Origin of the sequence: Massilia sp. ST3, from assembly GCF_018119405.1 — a bacterium.
Taxonomy (GTDB): Bacteria; Pseudomonadota; Gammaproteobacteria; order Burkholderiales; family Burkholderiaceae_D; genus Telluria.
In genome coordinates this window covers 16,787-34,789 of the sequence record NZ_JAGPWC010000054.1, presented here as the reverse complement: position 1 = coordinate 34,789, position 18,003 = coordinate 16,787, and the positions used below count along the sequence as shown (strand labels likewise).

Sequence of the window (18,003 nt, the reverse complement as noted above, 5' to 3'; positions counted from 1 at the left end):
CCCCCCCGGTTGGCCCCCCCCCCCCCCCCCCCCCCCCCCCCCCGGGGGGCCCCCCCCCCCCGCCCCCCCCCCCCCCCCCCCGGCCCCCCCCCCCCCCGGGGGCCCGGGACCGGCCAATGACCGGCATGCCCGAATTCGGCCAGCTGAAGTACGCGCCCATGGCGCCGGCCGACGTGGACGAGGTGTGGGCGCTCGAGGAGAGCGTGTTTCCCTATCCCTGGAGCCGCGCCAATTTCACCGAGTCGCTGAACAGCGGCTACGACGCCTGGACCGTGCGCGATCCGCTCGGTGCGCTGGCCGGCTATTATCTGCTGATGTACGCGGTCGACGAGGCCCACCTGCTCGATGTCGCGGTGGCCGCCGGCCGCCAGGGCCAGGGCCTGGGCCGCCACTTGCTGGACCGGATCGCCGCGCGCGCCAGGGAGCAGGGCATGGCCTCGGTGCTGCTGGAGGTACGCCCGTCCAACGAGCGCGCCTTGGCGGTCTACCGCCGCTACGGCTATGCCGAGATCGGCCGCCGCAAGGGCTACTACCCGGCCGGCCCCGGCCAGCGCGAGGATGCGATCGTGATGAGGCTCGAACTATGAAGAAGACCAGCGAACGCGACGCCCTGTTCCTGGCCGAGATGGGCATCGGCCCGCTCTGGGAGCTGCGCGGCGCGCCCGAGGCTTCCGCCGCCGCCGAAGCGCCCGCGGCGCTGGCTGCGGCCCCCACAGCGGCGCCCGCCGTACCTGCACCCGCGCCTGTCCCGGCGGCGCGCGCGCCCGCGCCGGCCGAAGACGCCCCCGACGCCGCCTGGGACGATGCCGCGGTGCCTGAAGAAGCGGTCACCGACATCGCCCGCATGGACTGGGCCGCGCTGCGCCTGGCGGTGGCCAACTGCCGCCGCTGCGGCGCCTGCAGCGAAGGCCGCAAGCCGATGTTCGGCTCCGGCCCGCGCCAGGCGCGCTGGATGGTGGTCGCCGGCACCCCCGGCGCCCAGGACGAGCAGGCCGGCCAGCCCGTCAGCGGCGACGCCGGCAAGCTGCTGGAGAACATGCTGCACGCCGTCGGCATGTCGCGCGAGCGCGACGCCTATGTGACGCCGCTGGTGAAATGCCGCCCGGTGAGCCCGAAGGGCGGCGACCGCGCGCCTACCGCGGACGAGGTCGAAGCCTGCCGCCCCTACCTGGAACGCGAGCTGGCCTTGAGCGGCGCCGCCACGGTGCTGACCCTGGGCCAGGTCGCGGCCAACGGCCTGCTGGGCCGTCCGCTGAGCGAACCGCTGGCGGGCGCGCGCGGCGCCGTGCACCGGCTGGGTGAGGTGCCGCTGGTGGCCACCCTGCATCCGGGCGAGCTGCTGCGGCGCGGACAGGACAAGGCGCTCGCATGGGCCGACCTGTGCCGGGCAAGGGCGCTCGATGCGGCCGCCCGCTGAGAGCTACCAGGAATCCTTCCATCGCCGCTGGGGCCACCTGCGGCGCGCCCGGGTCCGGGCGCTGGCCTGGCTGCTCGACGCGCCCGACCTGCTCGACATCCACGACCCGGCCTGGGCCGGCCACGTCGCCACCCTCGGACAGATAGGCCCGGAGGTCGCGGCCTGGCTGGCGCGCGTCGACCACGATCCCGCCGAACTCGACGCCGCCCTCGGCCCCCGGGTCACCACCCGCCTCGGGCTGTATGCCGAAAAGCTGATGGCCTTCTATTTCGCCCAGCAGGGACGCCTGGTGGTGCACGGCCTGCAGGTGCGCGCCGCCCGCAACGACACCGTCGGCGAATTCGACTTCCTGCTCGACGCCGGCCCGGATGCGCTCGAACACATCGAGTTCGCCACCAAGTTCTATTTGCTGGATGCGGGCGGGACGCAGGCTCCGGGCATGGCCCGCTTCGACGCACTGGTCGGCCCCAACCTCGCGGACAGCCTGGGCAGGAAGATGCGCAAGGTCTTCGAGCGCCAGCTGACCCTGGGCGCACACCCGGCCGCCAGGGAGGTTTTGCCGCGTCCGGTGACGCAGGCGCGGGCGCTGGTCAAAGGCTGGCTGTTCTACCCGCGCGGCAGCTGGCCGCTCATGCAAGGCATCACGGCCGGCCACTGCCGCGGCTTCTGGTGCGCCCTCGAGGAACTCGACGCCATCGAAGGCGACGAATTCCTGATCCTGCCGCGCCTGCAGTGGCTGGCGCCTTTCCGCGCGGCGTCGGCCGTGTGGATGCTGAGCCGCGGCCAGCTGTTCCAGGAGCTGACCTACCAGTTCGAGGAGGCAGGCAAGCCGGTGCTGGTGGCGGTGGTGCGCCAGCGGGCCGGCTTCATCGAGGAAGTGGAGCGCGGGTTCATTGTGCCGAACGACTGGCGCGAGCGCGCCAGCGAAGTGCGGATGGTGAAGACGGTCGGATAGGATTACGGGGTACGACGACTTATTGGAGGTAGGCGATGTCGATCCTTGCTTGTGGACCCGGATACGACGAAACCCTGGCGTTTCCGACCCACCTGCGCCCCGCGGTCCGCGACGTCGCTGCGACGCTCGCCGACAAAGCGCATCCGCCCCTTTACCCATTCAGCGTCCGGGTGGACGGCGAGGTCCTGCACATTCCGTATCGGGTCTATTACTCGCGTGAGCTGCTGCGCCGGGAGCTGGCCGGAACGCGGGGTCCAAAGAAACTCATCGTCGCTTGCCTGGGGACCCGCCATCATGACGGCTACCTGCGCCAGCAATGCCTCGCCGTGGTACTGGCGGGTGACGCGGGCTGGCTCACTCCCCTATATCCTGCAGCTCGCAGGGGAGTACGTGGTGGAGATCGTCGACGACATTGCGCGCGCCATCGCTTCACGAGACGCGGCGCCGCTGGCGGCCTTCGTGAGGGAAAACCCGGACTATATGGCGACGCTGGAGCGCCGTATCATGAGCTACTGGAGCTGCCATCACCGTCATGCCTATCCCGAGCGCCCGGACTATCCGGGATTTCGGCTGGCGGCCTGCCTGCGCCGCCTCATGGAATGAAGCCTTCTAGTGCTTGCCCTCGCCGATCAGCCCGAGCGAATCGTGCTCGCGCTGGTTGAGCGCATGGCGGCGCTGGATCAGGTACATGATGCCGGCCACCGACAGGCCGAACATCACGATGATGACGTCCAGGTCCAGGTTCAGCGTGATCATGATCGCATAGGCGGCGAGCATGGTCAGGATCGACAGGTTCTCGTTGAAGTTCTGGACCGCGATCGAATGGCCGGCGCTCATCAGGACGTGGCCACGGTGCTGCAGCAGTGCGTTCATCGGCACCACGAAGAAGCCCGACAGGAAGCCGATCAGGGCCAGCAGCGGGTAGGCGAGGGTGACCGACTTCACGAAGATCATGCTGGTCACGACCAGGCCCATGATGATTCCGAGCGGGATCACGGTCAGCGATTTGCGCAGCGGGATCATGCGCGCCGCCATCACCGCGCCCAGGGCCACGCCGATGGCCACCACGCCGATCAGGTTGGTCGCCTTGTCCAGCGGCATGTGCAGCGAGCGTTCCGCCCACTTCAGCACGATGAACTGCAGGGTCGCGCCGGCGCCCCAGAACAGGGTGGTCACGGCCAGCGAAATCTGGCCCAGCTTGTCGCGCCACAGGGTGGCCGAGCAGTTGGCGAAGTCGACGATCAGCTTGCCGGGATTGCGTTCCTGGTGCTCGTAGCGGGCGCCGGTGTCCGGGATGCGCAGGTTGAACAGGGCGGCCAGCACATAGATGCCGACCACCACCGCCATGGCCGCCTCGGCGCCGGTGTCGATATTGGTGTTTACGCCGGGCAGCAGGTCCATGCCGAGCAGGAAGGCGCCGCCGCGTTCGCTCACCAGGGCGCCGCCCAGCACGGTGCCGAGGATGATGGACATCACGGTCAGGCCCTCGATCCAGCCATTGGCCGGGACAAGCTTCTCGGGCGGCAGCAGTTCGGTCAGGATGCCGTACTTGGCGGGCGAATACACGGCCGCGCCGAAGCCGACCACGGCATAGGCGAGCAGGGGATGCACGGTCAGGAACATCAGTCCGCAGCCGAATACCTTGATCATGTTCGCGATGAACATCACGCGGCCCTTGGGCAGCGAATCGGCGAAGGCGCCCACGAAGGCGGCCAGCAGCACATAGAACAGGACGAATGACAGCTTCAGCAGCGGGGTCAGCGAAGCCGGGGCGTTCATCGACGTCAGCAGACTGATTGCAACGAAGAGGAGCGCATTGTCTGCCAGCGACGAGAAGAACTGCGCCGCCATGATGGTATAAAAACCACGGTTCATTCGAAAATTTCAATAACTTGTCCGAGTTGCTTTATACCATGAAAGGTCTGCGCGCCAAAGAAACAAAGGGCCGGCCGCGCCCGCCCAGCCCAGCCTAAGGTAAAATAGACCCTTTCGCGAAGACACCATTTTCAGCATGCCACGCCCGCTTTGCGCCACCATCCACCTCGACTCCATGCAGCACAACCTGGGCCGCGCGCGCAGCTGCGCACCGCTGTCCAGGCTGTGGGCGGTGGTCAAGGCCAACGCCTATGGCCATGGCCTGGAGCGCGGCATGCGCGGCTTCGCCCAGGCCGACGGCCTGGCCCTGGTCGAGACCGACAACGCCGTGCGCCTGCGCGAGAGCGGCTGGATCAAGCCGATCCTGCTGCTGGAGGGGATCTTCGACGCCTCCGACGTGCCGCTGCTGGCCGAACACAATATCAATAGCGCGGTGCACTGCATCGAGCAGATCAAGATGCTGGAATACACCCAGCTGTACCGCCCGATCGACGTGCACCTGAAGATGAACACGGGCATGAACCGCCTGGGCTTCCGCCCGGAGGACTACGCGGCCGCCTACAAGCGCCTGCGCGCCATCCCCGGCATCCGCCACATCACCCACATGACCCATTTCGCGAACGCCGACGAACTGGAGCATCCGCGCCTGGCGATCGGCGAGCAGATCCGCCGCTTCCGGCTGGGCGCGGACGGCCTGCCGGGCGAGCGCAGCCTGTCGAACTCGGGCGGGGTGCTGCACCAGCAGCAGCTGGCGGCGGAGCTGGTCAGCGACTGGGTCCGGCCCGGCATCATGCTCTACGGTGGCACCCCGGGCGGACGCAGCGCCCAGGATTACGGCCTCCGCCCGACCATGACCCTGCGCTCGGAGATCATCGGCATCCAGCGGCTCCAGCCGGGCGACACGGTGGGCTACGGCAGCCGCTTCGAGGCGGAACGATCGATGATGATCGGCGTGGTGGCCTGCGGCTATGCCGACGGCTACCCGCGCCACGCCCCGCACGGCACCCCGGTGATCGTGGACGGCGTGCGCACCACGCTGGTAGGGCGGGTCTCGATGGACATGATGACGGTCGACCTGACCCCGGTCGCGAATGCGCGCGTGGGCAGCAAGGTCACCTTGTGGGGCGACGGATTGCCGGTCGACGAGGTGGCGCAGGCGGCCGGCACCATCGGCTACGAGCTGATGTGCGCCCTGGCGCAGCGCGTGCGCGTCACCGAAGGAAGAATGGGAACCGATGGCTAAGGCAAAAACGAATTACACTTGCAGCGAGTGCGGCGCGATCGCCACCCGCTGGACCGGCCAGTGCGGCGACTGCAAGGCCTGGAACACGATGGTCGAGACCGTGGTCGAAGGCCCCGGCCTGAACCGCATGTCGCAGACCCAGCATAAGAGCCTGGCCCAGACCGCGCCGGTGCTGTCCCTGGCGGACATCGAGGCCATCGACGTGCCGCGCTTCGGCACCGGCATCGAGGAATTCGACCGCGTGCTGGGCGGCGGCCTGGTGGCCGGCGGCGTGGTGCTGATCGGCGGCGACCCCGGCATCGGCAAGTCGACCCTGCTGCTGCAGGCGCTGGCCAACCTGGCCGCCACCCGCAACACCCTGTATGTGAGCGGCGAGGAATCCGGCGCCCAGATCGCGCTGCGCGCGCGCCGCCTGGCGGTGGAGGCGAAAGACCTGAAGCTGCAGGCCGAGATCCAGCTCGAGAAGATCCTCGGCACCCTGGCCGACCTCAAGCCCGAAGTGGCCGTGATCGACTCGATCCAGACCCTGTATTCTGACGCCCTGACGTCCGCGCCGGGCTCGGTGGCCCAGGTGCGCGAATGCGCGGCCCAGCTCACCCGCGTGGCCAAGCAGACCGGCATCACCATCATCCTGGTCGGCCACGTCACGAAGGAGGGCGCGCTGGCGGGCCCGCGCGTGCTCGAGCATATCGTCGACACCGTGCTGTATTTCGAGGGCGATACCCAGTCCAGCTTCCGCCTGGTGCGGGCGATCAAGAACCGCTTCGGCGCGGTCAACGAGCTGGGCGTGTTCGCCATGACCGAGAAGGGCCTGAAGGGTGTGTCGAACCCCTCGGCGCTGTTCCTGTCGCAGCACGACAGCCAGGTGCCGGGTTCCTGCGTGATGGTGACCCAGGAGGGCACGCGTCCGCTGCTGGTCGAGATCCAGGCCCTGGTCGACGCCAGCCACCTCCCGAATGCGCGCCGCTTGTCGGTCGGGTTGGAACAAAATCGCCTGGCCATGCTGCTGGCGGTGCTGCACCGCCACGCCGGCATCGCCGCCTTCGACCAGGACGTGTTCATCAACGCCGTGGGCGGGGTCAAGATCACCGAACCGGCGGCCGACCTCGCCGTGCTGCTGGCGATTAACTCTTCGATGCGCAACAAGCCGCTGCCGCGCGGCCTGGTGGTGTTCGGCGAAGTCGGCCTGGCCGGCGAGATCCGTCCGGCCCCGCGCGGCCAGGAGCGCCTGCGCGAAGCGGCCAAGCTGGGCTTCTCGGTGGCCGTGATTCCGAAGGCCAATGCGCCCAAGCAGAAGGTGGAGGGCATGACCATCGTGGCCGTCGAGCGCATCGACGAAGCTTTCACGAAATTGCGCGAACTGGACTGAGGGTACCCGCCCCGGTCCGATTTTTCCTATAATGCCGCCTGGCTCAGCTTGAACGATTCGATATGCTTGGAGATAAAAGGACATCCGCCCGCAAGATCCTGAAAACCAAGGCCGTGGTCGCCATGGAAGGCGACGCGCCCGTTCTCGGCCGTACCGCGGACGTGGGCGCCAATGGCGTCAGCGTCGGCGTGCCGAACCCGCTCCTCGTCGGGCAAGCCGGGCAGGTCAGCTTCGACATCCTGGTGGACGGCAAGTTCGCCACCATCAGCGCCCGCGCCAAGGTGATGTATTGCATTATCAGCAATAACGAGTTCAAGGTCGGCTTCCAGTTCCTGAACCTGGAACTGGCGGCGATGACGGCGCTGGCGCGCTTCATGCGCTGAACGCGTTTTCCACCCTCCCGAATGACGAACGGCGAGCGCCCGATGGCCTCGCCGTTTCATCACCAGCCCGCTGAGCGGGCTTATCCACTATGCCTTATTGATGATAGTGGTCATACAAGCCGTCGGTTCCGCTGCGGATTGCTTCGATCGCCTGGAAGGCGACGATCCCGACCAGTCCCGACAAAATACCAAACACCAGTACATTAAACATAACAGCCAAACGCCTTTCAGCATCCCCTCCTTGTAGATCAATAGGAATACCCGATTTCAGCTTAGCAGGTGGTGGAGGATTTGCAAGGTTTATAGCGCTGGTGCATGTCATATTTCAGCGCTCACGTTCCTCCAAAAAACTCCTCCGCCAGAGTGAAAACAGGCGCTTGCGGGCCTGTCATCCCCGTGTCACATTGGCGAAAGATGTCATGAAGTTGTCATATTCGGCCGGTAGACTGCGCAGCATCGTCACCGGGGTCTCCCGAGGCTTACTTCAAGAGGATCTGCCATGCGCATGAAGCATCTGTTCGTTTCCGTCGCCCTTGCCGCCGCCGCGCTGGCCACCAGCGCCCAGGCCGCCAATCTCACCGGCGCCGGCGCAACCTTCCCCTATCCGATCTACGCCAAGTGGGCCACGATGTACAAGGCCGCTTCCGGTAACGGCCTCAACTATCAATCGGTCGGCTCGGGCGCCGGCATCAAGCAGATCAAGGCCAAGACCGTCGATTTCGGCGCTTCGGACATGCCGCTGCCGGCCAACGAGCTGAACGCCGCCGGCCTGTTCCAGTTCCCGGCCATCATGGGCGGCGTGGTGCCGGTCGTGAACCTGCCGGGCATCGCCCCGGGCCAGCTGAAGCTGACCGGCGCCGTCGTCGCCGACATCTTCCTGGGCAAGATCACCAAGTGGAACGCGCCCCAGATCGCGGCCCTCAACCCGGGCGTCAAGCTGCCCGCCGACGACATCACCGTGGTGCACCGCGCCGACAGCTCGGGCACCTCCTTCCTGTGGACCGACTACCTGAGCAAGACCAATCCGGAATGGAAGAGCAAGGTCGGCGCCGGCGCCACCGTCAAGTGGGCGGTGGGCGTGGGCGGGAAGGGCAACGAGGGCGTGGCCGCCAACGTGCAGCGCATCAAGGGCGGCATTGGCTACGTCGAATGGGCCTACGCCAAGAAGAACCGCATGGCGCACACCCAGCTGCAGAACAAGGACGGCGTCTTCCTGCAGCCGGACGATGCGGCCTTCGCCGCGGCCGCCGCCAGCGCCGACTGGGCCAAGGCCCCGGGCTTCGCGGTGGTGCTGACCGACCAGGCGGGCAAGGCCAGCTGGCCGGTCACCGGCGCCTCCTACATCCTGGTGCACAAGTCGCAGGCCGACGGCGTGAAGGGCAAGGAAGTGCTGAAGTTCTTCGACTGGGCCTACAAGAATGGCGACGCCGCCGCGGCCGAGCTGGACTACGTGCCGATGCCCGACGCCGTCACCAAGCTGGTGCAGGATGCCTGGCGCTCCCACCTGAAGGACGCCGCCGGCAAGGCGCTCTGGTAAGCACCCATCCACCGCATCGCGCAGGGGCCGGCAGCATCGTGGCCCTGGCGTGCGCCAGCAAGATTGACAAAAAAACCATGAGCGTACATCCAAGCGTCGCCCTCGACGAACTGCCCGGCGCGGCCGCCGCCGAAGCCGAGGCGCGCCAGGCAGCCGCCTTGCGCGCCACCATGCGCCAGCAGCGCATCCAGGACTTCTTCTTCCATAAAATCACGCTGCTGTTCGCGGCCTCGGTGCTGCTGGTGCTGGTCGGGATCATCGTCTCGCTGGCGATCGGCGCTGCCCCGGCCTTCAAGGAATTCGGCGCCGGCTTCGTCACCCGCGTCGAGTGGGATCCGGTGGGCGACCAGTTCGGCGCCCTGATCGCCATCTGGGGCACGCTGGCGACCTCGCTGATCGCCCTGGCCATCGCCTTCCCGATCAGCTTCGGCATCGCCCTGTTCCTGACCGAGATCTGCCCGGCATGGCTGCGCCGCCCGATGGGCACCGCGGTCGAGCTGCTGGCCGGCGTCCCATCGATCATCTACGGCATGTGGGGCCTGTTCGTGTTCGCGCCCCTGTTCGCCGACCACGTCCAGCCGCTGCTGAAGGAAACCATCGGCCAGCTGCCGGTGATCGGCCAGCTGTTCCAGGGTCCGACCATGGGCATCGGCATCCTCACCGCGGCCCTGATCCTGGCCGTGATGATCATCCCCTTCATCTCGTCGGTGATGCGCGACGTGTTCGAGATCGTCCCGACCGTGCTCAAGGAATCGGCCTACGGCCTGGGCTGCACCAAGTGGGAAGTGGTGCGCAAGGTCGTGCTGCCCTATACCCGCAACGGCGTGGTGGGCGGCGTGATGCTGGGCCTGGGCCGCGCGCTGGGCGAGACCATGGCCGTCACCTTCGTGATCGGCAATGCCCACGACCTGTCCTGGTCGCTGTTCTCGGCCGGTAACTCGATTTCCTCGACCCTGGCCAACGAATTCGCCGAAGCCGCGAGCACCTTGCACTCGTCCTCGCTGTTCGCGCTGGCCCTGATCCTGTTCGCGATCACCTTCATCGTCCTGTCGGCCGCCAAGCTGATGCTGGTGGGTATGGCGCGCAACGAGGGTAGCAAATAAGGTCCTAAATAATGAACACCATCGCCAAGAACCCCGTCTACCGCAGGCGCCTGCTGGCGCACCGCGCCGGCATCGTCCTCTCCGTGATCGCCATGGCGATCGGCCTCGGCTTCCTGTTCTGGATCCTGGCCACCCTGCTGGTCAACGGCTTCGGCGCGCTGTCGGGCACCCTGTTCACGGCCGACACCCCGGCCCCGGGCAGCGAAGGCGGCGGCCTGCGCAACGCCATCATGGGCAGCGTCATGATGGTCGGCCTGTCGACCCTGGTTTCGACCCCGATCGGCATCCTGGCCGGCATCTACCTGGCCGAATACGGCGACAACAACAAGTTCGCCAGCGTGACCCGCTTCGTCACCGACATCATGCTGTCGGCGCCCTCGATCGTGATCGGCCTGTTCGTGTATGCGATCTACGTCGCCAACGTGCAGCACTTCTCGGGCTACGCAGGCACCATCGCGCTGTCGCTGATCGCGGTGCCGGTGGTGGTGCGCACCACCGACAACATGCTGCGCCTGGTGCCGAACTCGCTGCTGGAAGCCGCCTACGCCCTGGGCGCGCCGCACTGGAAGGTGGCCATGACCGTGCGCCTGCGCGCCGTCAAGGCCGGCGTCGTGACCGGCGTGCTGCTGGCCCTGGCCCGCATCTCGGGCGAGACCGCGCCGCTGCTGTTCACCGCCCTGAACAACCAGTTCTACAGCAACGACATGAACGCCCCGATGGCCAACCTGCCGGTGGTGATCTTCCAGTTCGCGATGAGCCCCTACGACGACTGGCGCTCGCTGGCCTGGGGCGGCGCGCTGCTGGTGACCTTTACCGTGCTGCTGCTGAACATCCTGTCGCGGACCCTGTTCAGCCAGAAGACCCCGCGTTAATCTATCCTGACTACTGTGATGACCCAACCTATGCCTACTTCGGCCTCGAGCGCCGCCGCCAAAGCGAAGACGATCGAGATCTCCGGCCTGAATTTCTTCTACGGGAAGACGCAGAGCCTCAAGGACGTCAGCCTGGATGTCCACGACAAGCAGGTGACGGCCTTCATCGGTCCCTCGGGCTGCGGCAAGTCGACCCTGCTGCGCACCCTGAACCGCATGTACGACCTGTACCCGGGGCAGCGCGCGGAAGGTTCGATCCTCTACCGCGGCCGCAACATCCTGGAGCCTGGCGTCGATGTCAACATGCTGCGCGCGAAGGTCGGCATGGTGTTCCAGAAGCCGACCCCGTTCCCGATGTCGATCTACGACAACATCGCTTTCGGCGTGCGCCTGTACGAGAACCTGTCCAAAGGCGAGATGGACGAGCGCGTCGAATGGGCGCTCAAGAAGGCGGCGCTGTGGGAGGAAGCCAAGGACAAGCTGACCAAGAGCGGCCTGTCGCTGTCGGGCGGCCAGCAGCAGCGCCTGTGCATCGCGCGCGGCGTGGCGGTCAAGCCGGACGTGCTGCTGCTGGACGAACCGACTTCGGCCCTGGACCCGATCTCGACCGCCAAGATCGAGGAGCTGATCAGCGAGTTGAAGCAGGACTACACGATCGCCATCGTGACCCACAACATGCAGCAGGCGGCGCGCTGTTCCGATTACACTGCCTACATGTACCTGGGTGAGCTGGTCGAATTCGGCGAAACCGACCAGATCTTCATGAACCCGGCGCGCAAGGAAACGCAGGACTACATCACCGGCCGATTCGGCTGAGGCATTGGCTACGGCTGATTCTGACAAAAAGACACGGAGTAAAGTAATGACAGGCGAGCATTCATCCAAGCAGTACGACCAGGAGCTGGAAGCGATTCGTTCCAAGGTCCTGCTGATGGGCGGCATGGTGGAAACCCAGTTCGACGAGGCGCTCGAGTGCTTCCGCGTGGGCGACAGCGTGCGTGCCGAGCGCGTGATCGCGGAAGACCAGTCGGTCAACCAGCTCGAGGTCTCGCTCGACGACGCGTGCAGCCACCTGATCGTGCGCCGCCAGCCGACCGCGAACGACCTGCGCACCGTGATGGCGACCATCAAGGTGATCACCGACCTGGAGCGCATCGGCGACGAGGCGACCAAGATCGCGCGCATCGCCCGCAGCCTGCACGAGCGCGGCGCGGGTTCCTTCAACCACTACGACATGATCCGCACCATCTCGAAGGCGACTTGCGAGCTGCTGCACGACGCCCTGGACGCCTTCGCGCGCCTGGACGGCAAGCAGGCCTTGCAGCTGATCGCGGCCGACGAGGTGGTGGACCACGAATTCCGCACCATCATGCGCAGCCTGGTGACCTTCATGATGGAAGATCCGCGCACGATCTCGAACGCGCTCGACACTCTGTGGGTGGCCAAGGCCATCGAGCGCATCGGCGACCACGCCAAGAACATCGCCGAATACGTGATCTACGTGGTCGAGGGGCGCGACATCCGCCACAGCAAGCCGGGTTTGGCCAACCCAGCGCTCGAGCAGCCGGGCGCTTGAGCATGGCGGACAATACCAATGTGCTGGTGGTGGAGGACGAGCCGGCGATCGTCGAGCTGGTGAGCTATTCGCTGCGCGAGGCGGGCTGGGACATCCGCAGCGCCGATACCGCGCAAGGCGCGTGGGAGAGCATCAGCCGCGGCAAGCCCGACCTGGTGCTGCTGGACTGGATGCTGCCCGACCAGAGCGGCCTGCGCCTGCTGGCGCGCCTGCGCGCCGACCGCGACTTCCAGGACATCCCGGTGATCATGCTGACCGCCAAGAGCATGGAAGAGGACAAGATCGCGGGCCTGAACAACGGCGCCGACGACTACGTCACCAAGCCGTTCTCGCCGCGCGAGCTGCTGGCCCGCTCGCGCGCGCTGCTGCGCCGCAAGAGCCCGCACCTGGCCGAAGCGCCGTTGCGCGCCGGCGCCGTCACCCTCGACCCGAATAGCTGCACGGTGGCGGTGGAGGGGCAGCAGATCGACATCGGCAATGCGGAATACAAGCTGCTCAAGTTCCTGATGGCGCACCGCGAACGCGTCTTCTCGCGCGCCCAGCTGCTCGACAAGGTGTGGGGCGACCACGCGGTGATCGAGGAGCGGACGGTGGACGTTCACGTGCTCAGGCTGCGCAAGGCGCTCAAGTCGGCCGATGGGCTGATCCGGACGGTGCGCAGTGTGGGGTATATGCTGTCGGAGAAGTAGTCGGGCAAGTGCCCGGGTTCTTGCATGGACTGGCAACTGGCGGTGACCCGTCGTTCCAGCGAAGGCCGGAACCCAAGTTTGCACCCAGACCGCGGCATCCCTCTGCACCGCAACCCCAACATCGCCCACAATAAGGTTTTCTTAACAATACCGCGATGAATCCCAAACTTCTGTTCTGGGTCCCGGCGCTGCTGCGCCTCGGCCTCGTCTTCGCCGCCGCCGGCCTGGCCTGGTGGTGGTTCGGCCTTGTCGCCGGCCTGGCCCTGGCCCTGGCGGGCGTGGTGGCCGCCTTCCTGGTCCAGCTCTCCTACCTCCACGAACTGGGCGAATGGCTGAACGAACCCCACAGCTCGCGCCTGCCGGACGGCTGGGGCGCCTGGACCGACGTGTTCGCGCGCCTGTACAGGTTGCGGCGCGAGGACGAGCGCAACCAGGCCGAGCTCTCCGAATGGCTGGCGCGCTTCCGCCAGGCCATGCAGCTGCTGCCGGAAGGCGTGGCGATCATGGACGACGTCCTGTTCCTCGAATGGTGCAACACCGCCGCCGAGCGCCACCTCGGGCTGACCATGGAACGCGACAAGGGCCTGCGCGTGACCAACCTGGTGCGCCATCCGGATTTCATCGACTACATCATCCTGGGCCGCTACGAGCAGCCGCTGACCCTGTCCTTCCGCGGCCGCAAGATCGAGTGCCGCATCATCCCCTTCGAGAACCGGCGCCAGATCCTGGTGACCCACGACGCCACCGACAGCGAGCGGGTCGAGGCGATGCGGCGCGACTTCATCGCCAACGCCTCGCACGAGCTGCGCACGCCGCTGACGGTGATCGTCGGCTTCCTCGAGATCGCCATGTCCGACCCCGGCATCGACGTGGCCACCCGCACCGCGCACCTGAAGCTCATGACCGAGCAGGCGCACCGCATGCAGCGCCTGATCCAGGACATGCTGACCCTGTCGCGCCTGGAATCCGACGAGTTCCCGCTGCGCCGCGAGCGGGTCGACATGAAGGAGATGGTCGAATCGGTGGCGGAAGAAGCCCGCGCGCTGTCGAACGGCCGCCACCAGGTCGAGGTGCGGGTCGACGGCCCCGACGTCATGGGCAGCATGGAGGAGCTGCGCAGCGCCTTCGCCAACCTGGCCTCGAACGCGGTGCGCTACTCCCCGAACGGCGGCACCATCCGCCTGCGCTGGACCCGCGGCGACAACGACCTGCGCTTCCAGGTGACCGACTGCGGCATCGGCATCGACCCCAGCCACATCCCGCGCCTGACCGAGCGCTTCTACCGTGTCGACAAGAGCCGCTCGCGCGAGACCCAGGGCACCGGCTTGGGCCTGGCGATCGTCAAGCACGTCCTGCTGCGCCACGGCGGCCGCCTGGCGATCAGCTCCGAGCCGGGGAAGGGCAGCACCTTCACCGCCTCGCTGCCCAACACCACGCTCCCCGGATAAGCCGACTGGATTGTTGAATTACCGATAATCTGGATCTTGCCCTCGCTGCTCTGACGAATTATGGCAAAATTGCAAGCTGATATTGACGGGCTTGCGACATGGGATTCTTGCAGACGCTACGAGCGTTCTTTTGTGGGATTGACCGCAAGGACGCGCCGACAGCCCCGATCGTGAAGATCGACATGCCCCGGCCGGAGGGCCTTCGCCACTACCTGAAGGCGGTCCCGACGCAGCCGGCTGTCGGCAGGCGCCCGCTGGTGATCGTCCTGCATGGCAGCGGGGCATCGGCCGCGCAGGTGCTGGGAAAGGCATTTCCGCCCTCGCCATTGTCGCTCTGGCTGGAAATCGCCGAACGCGAGCAAGTGGTCATCGTGGCGCCGGATGGCGCCAAGCGACGCGGCGAGCGGGCGTGGAACGATGGCTTTGTGGCCATCGCCGGCAATCCGAAGAGCGACGACGTCGGCTTCGTCGATGCCATCATCGACCGCGCCATCGCGGACGACGACGTGGATCCGGAGCGTATCTATGTCATCGGCGTCTCCAAGGGCGGCATGATGGCCTATCGCCTCGCTGCTGAACTGGCGCCGCGCCTGGCCGCGTTTTCCGCTGTGCTGGCGAACATGCCGGTGCAGGCAGCCTACCCGATGCCAGGCATTCCGCTGTCCGCCCTGGTCGTCGGCGCTACCGCCGATCCTTTCATTCCTTACTCCGGCGGCAAATTCCCCTACACGCTGTGGTTCTCCTCACCCATGCTCGGGATCGAGACCACCGCCGCTGTCTGGCGCGAACTTGCCGGCCTGCCGGACGCGCCGCACATCGCTCTCTTGACGACTCACCAGGGGAGCGCGCCAACCCGCGCAATGCGCTACACATGGAGCGACAGTTCGAGCGCATTGGAGGTCAGGCTGCTGAAGATCGAAGGTGGCGGCCACGCTGAACCGAGCAGGAAGAAACGCTACCCCGGCATGTTCAAGCGCTTCCCCGGTCTTCAGAACGCCGATCTGGAAATAGCGGAAGAGGCTTGGTCTTTCTTCAAGGAGAAACGGCGTAGCGCCGCGGCGGCTCACGCGCAATCGGTCGCCGGTGAAGCGCCCCAGCCGGCATTGAACGACTGAATGCGAGACGCCACCGTCACGTTGGCCCTTATCGAACGGTGGCTCACCGGCCGGAGTCTTGCGCGCGGCCTGCCGCTCCCCGTGCAGGATGGCGGAGGCTTGCGCGTCGAGGTGGGGAGTGCCGTGGAAGTCCGGCGTCACGTATTCCTCGACGCCGGCACGGCGCTGCAAGCCTGCGCCGCGCAAATCGATGCTTCACATATCTTCCTGAAGGCGCCGGTCGAGCCTGAGGCGATGCGTGCTGTGCTGCCGCCGCACTGGACCGTCGACAGTCCGGGCTACCTGATGCGCGGCCCGGCGAAAATGACGGGCAACGCGGAGTCGCCACCCGGGTACCGCATCACGGCGGAAGCCGAGCACGGCGGGCAAATCGTGCGCGTCTTGCATGCCGGCGGCGGGTTGGCAGCGTCAGGACGGGTCGCGGTGCATGCGAACTGCGCCGTCTTCGACCAGATCGTGACCGAGGAAAGCCACCGCCGCCTCGGTCTCGGGACCGTGGTGATGCTGGCCCTCGATGCGCTGGCCGGGATCGCCTGCGTCACGGAGCGGCTCCTGGTCGCGACGGACGCCGGACGCGCGCTCTATGAGCGTCTGGGATGGCAGGTACTGGCGCCATGGTCCACGGCCGTGCGTCGCCCGCCTGAAGTCGCCTCACCTCATCGGTTTCCATAAGCAGCAGCGTCGACTTTTCGGGAAACATTGAGAAATTGTCAGTAATCCGGCGCCGGCCCCATGACTGGCGAGGCGGGGAGGTGTGCAGCTGGCGGACTGGTCGGGGTACAATCTGGCCTCGTTCTTTTCGGCATTGTCTATGTTCTCTCGTCGTACTTCCCTTATCGCTTGCGGCGCGCTCTTGCTGGCCGCCTGCGGCAGCACGCCGACCACGCCGCCGGCCGCGCCGGTCGCACCGGTGGTCCAGGCGGCGCCGCTGCCCCCCAAGAAAGTCAGGATCGGCTTGGCCCTCGGCGGCGGCGCCGCGCGCGGCTTCGCCCACATCGGCGTCATCAAGGCGCTCGAGGCCCAGGGCATCGTCCCGGAAATCGTGGTCGGCACCTCCGCCGGCTCGGTGGTCGGTTCGCTCTATGCGTCCGGCCTGAGCGGCTTCGCACTGCAAAGGACGGCGCTGCAGATGGACGAGGCCACGATCTCGGACTGGGCCCTGCCATTCTTTAACCGCTCCTCGGGCGTGCTGAAGGGCGAGGCCCTGCAGAACTACGTGAACAAGGCGATCGGCAACGTGCCGATGGAGAAGCTCAAACTCCGCTTCGGCGCCGTGGCGACCGACCTCAAGACCGGCCAGCCGATTCTGTTCAGCCGCGGCAATACCGGCATGGCTGTGCGCGCCTCGAGCGCCGTGCCGAGCGTGTTCCAGCCGGTCAGCATCGGCGGCAAGACCTATGTCGACGGCGGCCTGGTGGCCCCGGTGCCGGTGCGCTTCGTGCGCGAGATGGGCGCGGACTTCATCATCGCGGTCAACATCTCGAGCCAGACAGAAGGGGCGGCCACCGCCAGTTCGCTCGACGTCCTGATGCAGACCTTCAGCATCATGGGCCAGCGCCTGAACTACTACGAACTCAAGGAAGCGGACGTCGTGATCACGCCGGCCCTCGGCAACATGGGCTCGGCCGACTTCAACAATCGCAACCTCGCCATCCTGGCCGGCGAGCAGGCCGCCGCCAGCGTGATGGCGCAGATCAAGGCCAAGCTCAAGGCCAAGCAGCAACCTTAACAAGGACATCCATGCAGACCAAACCCTACCTGACCCTGGCCGACGTCAAGACCATCGCCGCCGCCGCCGAAGCCGAAGCCCTGCGCAACAACTGGGCGGTGACCATTTCGATCGTCGACGACGGCGGCCACCTGCTGTGGCTGCAGCGCCTGGACGGTGCGCCGCCGGTCTCCTCGCATATCTCGCCGGCCAAGGCGCACACCGCGGCCCTGGGCCGCCGCGAATCGAAGATCTACGAAGACCTGATCAACAATGGCCGCACTTCCTTCCTGAGCGCACCCGTCATCGAAGGCATGCTGGAAGGCGGCGTGCCGGTGATCGTCGACGGCCACGTGATCGGCGCGGTCGGCGTGTCGGGCGTGAAGTCGAACGAGGACGCCCAGATCGCCAAGGCCGGCATCGCGGCCCTCGGCGCCTGAGCCGTTCCGCCGTCCTCGAAGGCGCCTGCGGGCGCCTTTTTTATTGCAGAGCGATTTATTGCATATGGGAAGTAAAAGCGCCGTTGCCCGGGGCTGGCGGCCTCCGATGCGTCGAATTCGGCGGGACTTTTATAAAATTGCTGCATTGCCGAATAGGCCAATTCGCGCTATAATTTGGAAGTTTAACCATTCACACATCAGCCGTAGCGCCTACCCACCATCCCTCATTCAACTTGGCCTCCAAACCCTGGCGAACACACCTGCCCAGGACCA

Annotated in this window: 20 protein-coding genes; 18 read left to right on the top strand and 2 right to left on the bottom strand. The window is 66.6% G+C overall.

The window, feature by feature from the left end; all coding sequences use genetic code 11:
* Nucleotides 1-116 precede the first annotated feature (116 nt).
* The 4 genes from rimI to KBW98_RS17255 all read left to right on the top strand — a co-directional run bounded on the left by rimI (nt 117) and on the right by KBW98_RS17255 (nt 2,975).
* Nucleotides 117-587 carry a ribosomal protein S18-alanine N-acetyltransferase gene (gene rimI, locus KBW98_RS17270; RefSeq protein WP_211521398.1) on the top strand — a complete coding sequence of 157 codons (471 nt, stop codon included), beginning with the start codon at nt 117-119 and terminating at the stop codon, nt 585-587.
* A complete protein-coding gene (locus KBW98_RS17265) occupies nt 584-1,417 on the top strand; it encodes a uracil-DNA glycosylase (RefSeq protein ID WP_211521397.1) in 834 nt (277 codons plus the stop codon). Before rimI ends, KBW98_RS17265 begins: the two co-directional genes overlap by 4 nt.
* Complete coding sequence (locus KBW98_RS17260; protein ID WP_211521396.1) at nt 1,401-2,372, top strand: DUF1853 family protein; 972 nt, start codon at nt 1,401-1,403, stop codon at nt 2,370-2,372. The genes KBW98_RS17265 and KBW98_RS17260 overlap by 17 nt, the downstream gene beginning before the upstream one ends.
* 294 nt (nt 2,373-2,666) lie before the next feature.
* Complete coding sequence (locus tag KBW98_RS17255) at nt 2,667-2,975, top strand: hypothetical protein (protein ID WP_211521395.1); 309 nt, start codon at nt 2,667-2,669, stop codon at nt 2,973-2,975.
* 6 nt (nt 2,976-2,981) lie between these two features.
* On the opposite strand, the gene lplT is transcribed toward KBW98_RS17255, so the two are convergent.
* Nucleotides 2,982-4,247, bottom strand: coding sequence for a lysophospholipid transporter LplT (gene lplT, locus KBW98_RS17250; protein ID WP_211521394.1), 1,266 nt, complete (start codon nt 4,245-4,247; stop codon nt 2,982-2,984).
* A gap of 136 nt (nt 4,248-4,383) precedes the next feature.
* Here lplT and alr point away from each other — a divergent pair, with 136 nt between their 5' ends.
* The 3 genes from alr (at nt 4,384) to KBW98_RS17235 (ending at nt 7,242) form a co-directional block, all read left to right on the top strand.
* Entirely contained in the window at nt 4,384-5,490 is a 1,107-nt protein-coding gene (gene alr / locus KBW98_RS17245; protein WP_211521393.1) for an alanine racemase, read from the top strand.
* On the top strand, nt 5,483-6,859 hold the full coding sequence (radA, locus tag KBW98_RS17240; RefSeq protein WP_211521392.1) for a DNA repair protein RadA: 1,377 nt from the start codon (nt 5,483-5,485) through the stop codon (nt 6,857-6,859). The genes alr and radA overlap by 8 nt, the downstream gene beginning before the upstream one ends.
* Before the next feature lie 62 nt (nt 6,860-6,921).
* On the top strand, nt 6,922-7,242 hold the full coding sequence (locus tag KBW98_RS17235) for a PilZ domain-containing protein (protein WP_211521391.1): 321 nt from the start codon (nt 6,922-6,924) through the stop codon (nt 7,240-7,242).
* A 94-nt stretch (nt 7,243-7,336) separates the two neighbouring features.
* On the opposite strand, the gene KBW98_RS17230 is transcribed toward KBW98_RS17235, so the two are convergent.
* Nucleotides 7,337-7,564 (bottom strand): hypothetical protein, encoded by a 228-nt coding sequence (locus KBW98_RS17230; RefSeq protein WP_211521390.1) that lies wholly within the window; start codon nt 7,562-7,564, stop codon nt 7,337-7,339.
* Between the two features lie 177 nt (nt 7,565-7,741).
* On the opposite strand from KBW98_RS17230, the gene pstS reads away from it, so the two are divergent.
* The 11 genes from pstS (at nt 7,742) to KBW98_RS17175 (ending at nt 17,730) form a co-directional block, all read left to right on the top strand.
* Entirely contained in the window at nt 7,742-8,779 is a 1,038-nt protein-coding gene (gene pstS, locus KBW98_RS17225) for a phosphate ABC transporter substrate-binding protein PstS (protein ID WP_211521389.1), read from the top strand.
* A gap of 77 nt (nt 8,780-8,856) precedes the next feature.
* Complete coding sequence (gene pstC, locus KBW98_RS17220; protein ID WP_211521388.1) at nt 8,857-9,882, top strand: phosphate ABC transporter permease subunit PstC; 1,026 nt, start codon at nt 8,857-8,859, stop codon at nt 9,880-9,882.
* 11 nt (nt 9,883-9,893) lie between these two features.
* Nucleotides 9,894-10,754, top strand: coding sequence for a phosphate ABC transporter permease PstA (gene pstA / locus KBW98_RS17215; protein WP_211521387.1), 861 nt, complete (start codon nt 9,894-9,896; stop codon nt 10,752-10,754).
* 30 nt (nt 10,755-10,784) lie between these two features.
* Nucleotides 10,785-11,570: a phosphate ABC transporter ATP-binding protein PstB gene (gene pstB, locus KBW98_RS17210; protein WP_211521386.1), complete on the top strand. Its 786-nt coding sequence runs from the start codon at nt 10,785-10,787 to the stop codon at nt 11,568-11,570.
* Between the two features lie 46 nt (nt 11,571-11,616).
* Nucleotides 11,617-12,330 carry a phosphate signaling complex protein PhoU gene (gene phoU / locus KBW98_RS17205; RefSeq protein ID WP_211521385.1) on the top strand — a complete coding sequence of 238 codons (714 nt, stop codon included), beginning with the start codon at nt 11,617-11,619 and terminating at the stop codon, nt 12,328-12,330.
* A gap of 2 nt (nt 12,331-12,332) precedes the next feature.
* On the top strand, nt 12,333-13,019 hold the full coding sequence (locus KBW98_RS17200; RefSeq protein WP_211521384.1) for a response regulator: 687 nt from the start codon (nt 12,333-12,335) through the stop codon (nt 13,017-13,019).
* A gap of 155 nt (nt 13,020-13,174) precedes the next feature.
* Entirely contained in the window at nt 13,175-14,467 is a 1,293-nt protein-coding gene (gene phoR, locus KBW98_RS17195; RefSeq protein ID WP_211521383.1) for a phosphate regulon sensor histidine kinase PhoR, read from the top strand.
* A 98-nt stretch (nt 14,468-14,565) separates the two neighbouring features.
* The gene (locus tag KBW98_RS17190) at nt 14,566-15,582 is read left to right on the top strand and encodes a PHB depolymerase family esterase (protein ID WP_211521382.1); all 1,017 of its coding nucleotides are present in this window, start codon (nt 14,566-14,568) and stop codon (nt 15,580-15,582) included.
* Entirely contained in the window at nt 15,583-16,254 is a 672-nt protein-coding gene (locus KBW98_RS17185; RefSeq protein WP_211521381.1) for a GNAT family N-acetyltransferase, read from the top strand.
* Nucleotides 16,255-16,393: 139 nt separating this feature from the next.
* Entirely contained in the window at nt 16,394-17,311 is a 918-nt protein-coding gene (locus tag KBW98_RS17180; protein WP_211521380.1) for a patatin-like phospholipase family protein, read from the top strand.
* An 11-nt stretch (nt 17,312-17,322) separates the two neighbouring features.
* Nucleotides 17,323-17,730 carry a heme-binding protein gene (locus tag KBW98_RS17175; RefSeq protein ID WP_211521379.1) on the top strand — a complete coding sequence of 136 codons (408 nt, stop codon included), beginning with the start codon at nt 17,323-17,325 and terminating at the stop codon, nt 17,728-17,730.
* Nucleotides 17,731-18,003: the final 273 nt, after the last annotated feature.

Bases quoted from the DNA above. Each gene is read 5' to 3' on its own strand.
- lplT (WP_211521394.1), bottom strand. From the start codon at position 4,247: ATGAACCGTGGTTTTTATACCATCATGGCGGCGCAGTTCTTCTCGTCG.
- KBW98_RS17260 (WP_211521396.1), top strand. From the start codon at position 1,401: ATGCGGCCGCCCGCTGAGAGCTACCAGGAATCCTTCCATCGCCGCTGG.
- KBW98_RS17200 (WP_211521384.1), top strand. From the start codon at position 12,333: ATGGCGGACAATACCAATGTGCTGGTGGTGGAGGACGAGCCGGCGATC.
- KBW98_RS17255 (WP_211521395.1), top strand. From the start codon at position 2,667: ATGACGGCTACCTGCGCCAGCAATGCCTCGCCGTGGTACTGGCGGGTG.
- phoU (WP_211521385.1), top strand. From the start codon at position 11,617: ATGACAGGCGAGCATTCATCCAAGCAGTACGACCAGGAGCTGGAAGCG.
- pstC (WP_211521388.1), top strand. From the start codon at position 8,857: ATGAGCGTACATCCAAGCGTCGCCCTCGACGAACTGCCCGGCGCGGCC.
- KBW98_RS17180 (WP_211521380.1), top strand. From the start codon at position 16,394: ATGTTCTCTCGTCGTACTTCCCTTATCGCTTGCGGCGCGCTCTTGCTG.
- KBW98_RS17175 (WP_211521379.1), top strand. From the start codon at position 17,323: ATGCAGACCAAACCCTACCTGACCCTGGCCGACGTCAAGACCATCGCC.
- pstB (WP_211521386.1), top strand. From the start codon at position 10,785: ATGCCTACTTCGGCCTCGAGCGCCGCCGCCAAAGCGAAGACGATCGAG.
- phoR (WP_211521383.1), top strand. From the start codon at position 13,175: ATGAATCCCAAACTTCTGTTCTGGGTCCCGGCGCTGCTGCGCCTCGGC.
- pstA (WP_211521387.1), top strand. From the start codon at position 9,894: ATGAACACCATCGCCAAGAACCCCGTCTACCGCAGGCGCCTGCTGGCG.
- KBW98_RS17185 (WP_211521381.1), top strand. From the start codon at position 15,583: ATGCGAGACGCCACCGTCACGTTGGCCCTTATCGAACGGTGGCTCACC.
- pstS (WP_211521389.1), top strand. From the start codon at position 7,742: ATGCGCATGAAGCATCTGTTCGTTTCCGTCGCCCTTGCCGCCGCCGCG.
- KBW98_RS17230 (WP_211521390.1), bottom strand. From the start codon at position 7,564: ATGACATGCACCAGCGCTATAAACCTTGCAAATCCTCCACCACCTGCT.
- radA (WP_211521392.1), top strand. From the start codon at position 5,483: ATGGCTAAGGCAAAAACGAATTACACTTGCAGCGAGTGCGGCGCGATC.
- KBW98_RS17190 (WP_211521382.1), top strand. From the start codon at position 14,566: ATGGGATTCTTGCAGACGCTACGAGCGTTCTTTTGTGGGATTGACCGC.
- KBW98_RS17265 (WP_211521397.1), top strand. From the start codon at position 584: ATGAAGAAGACCAGCGAACGCGACGCCCTGTTCCTGGCCGAGATGGGC.
- rimI (WP_211521398.1), top strand. From the start codon at position 117: ATGACCGGCATGCCCGAATTCGGCCAGCTGAAGTACGCGCCCATGGCG.
- KBW98_RS17235 (WP_211521391.1), top strand. From the start codon at position 6,922: ATGCTTGGAGATAAAAGGACATCCGCCCGCAAGATCCTGAAAACCAAG.
- alr (WP_211521393.1), top strand. From the start codon at position 4,384: ATGCCACGCCCGCTTTGCGCCACCATCCACCTCGACTCCATGCAGCAC.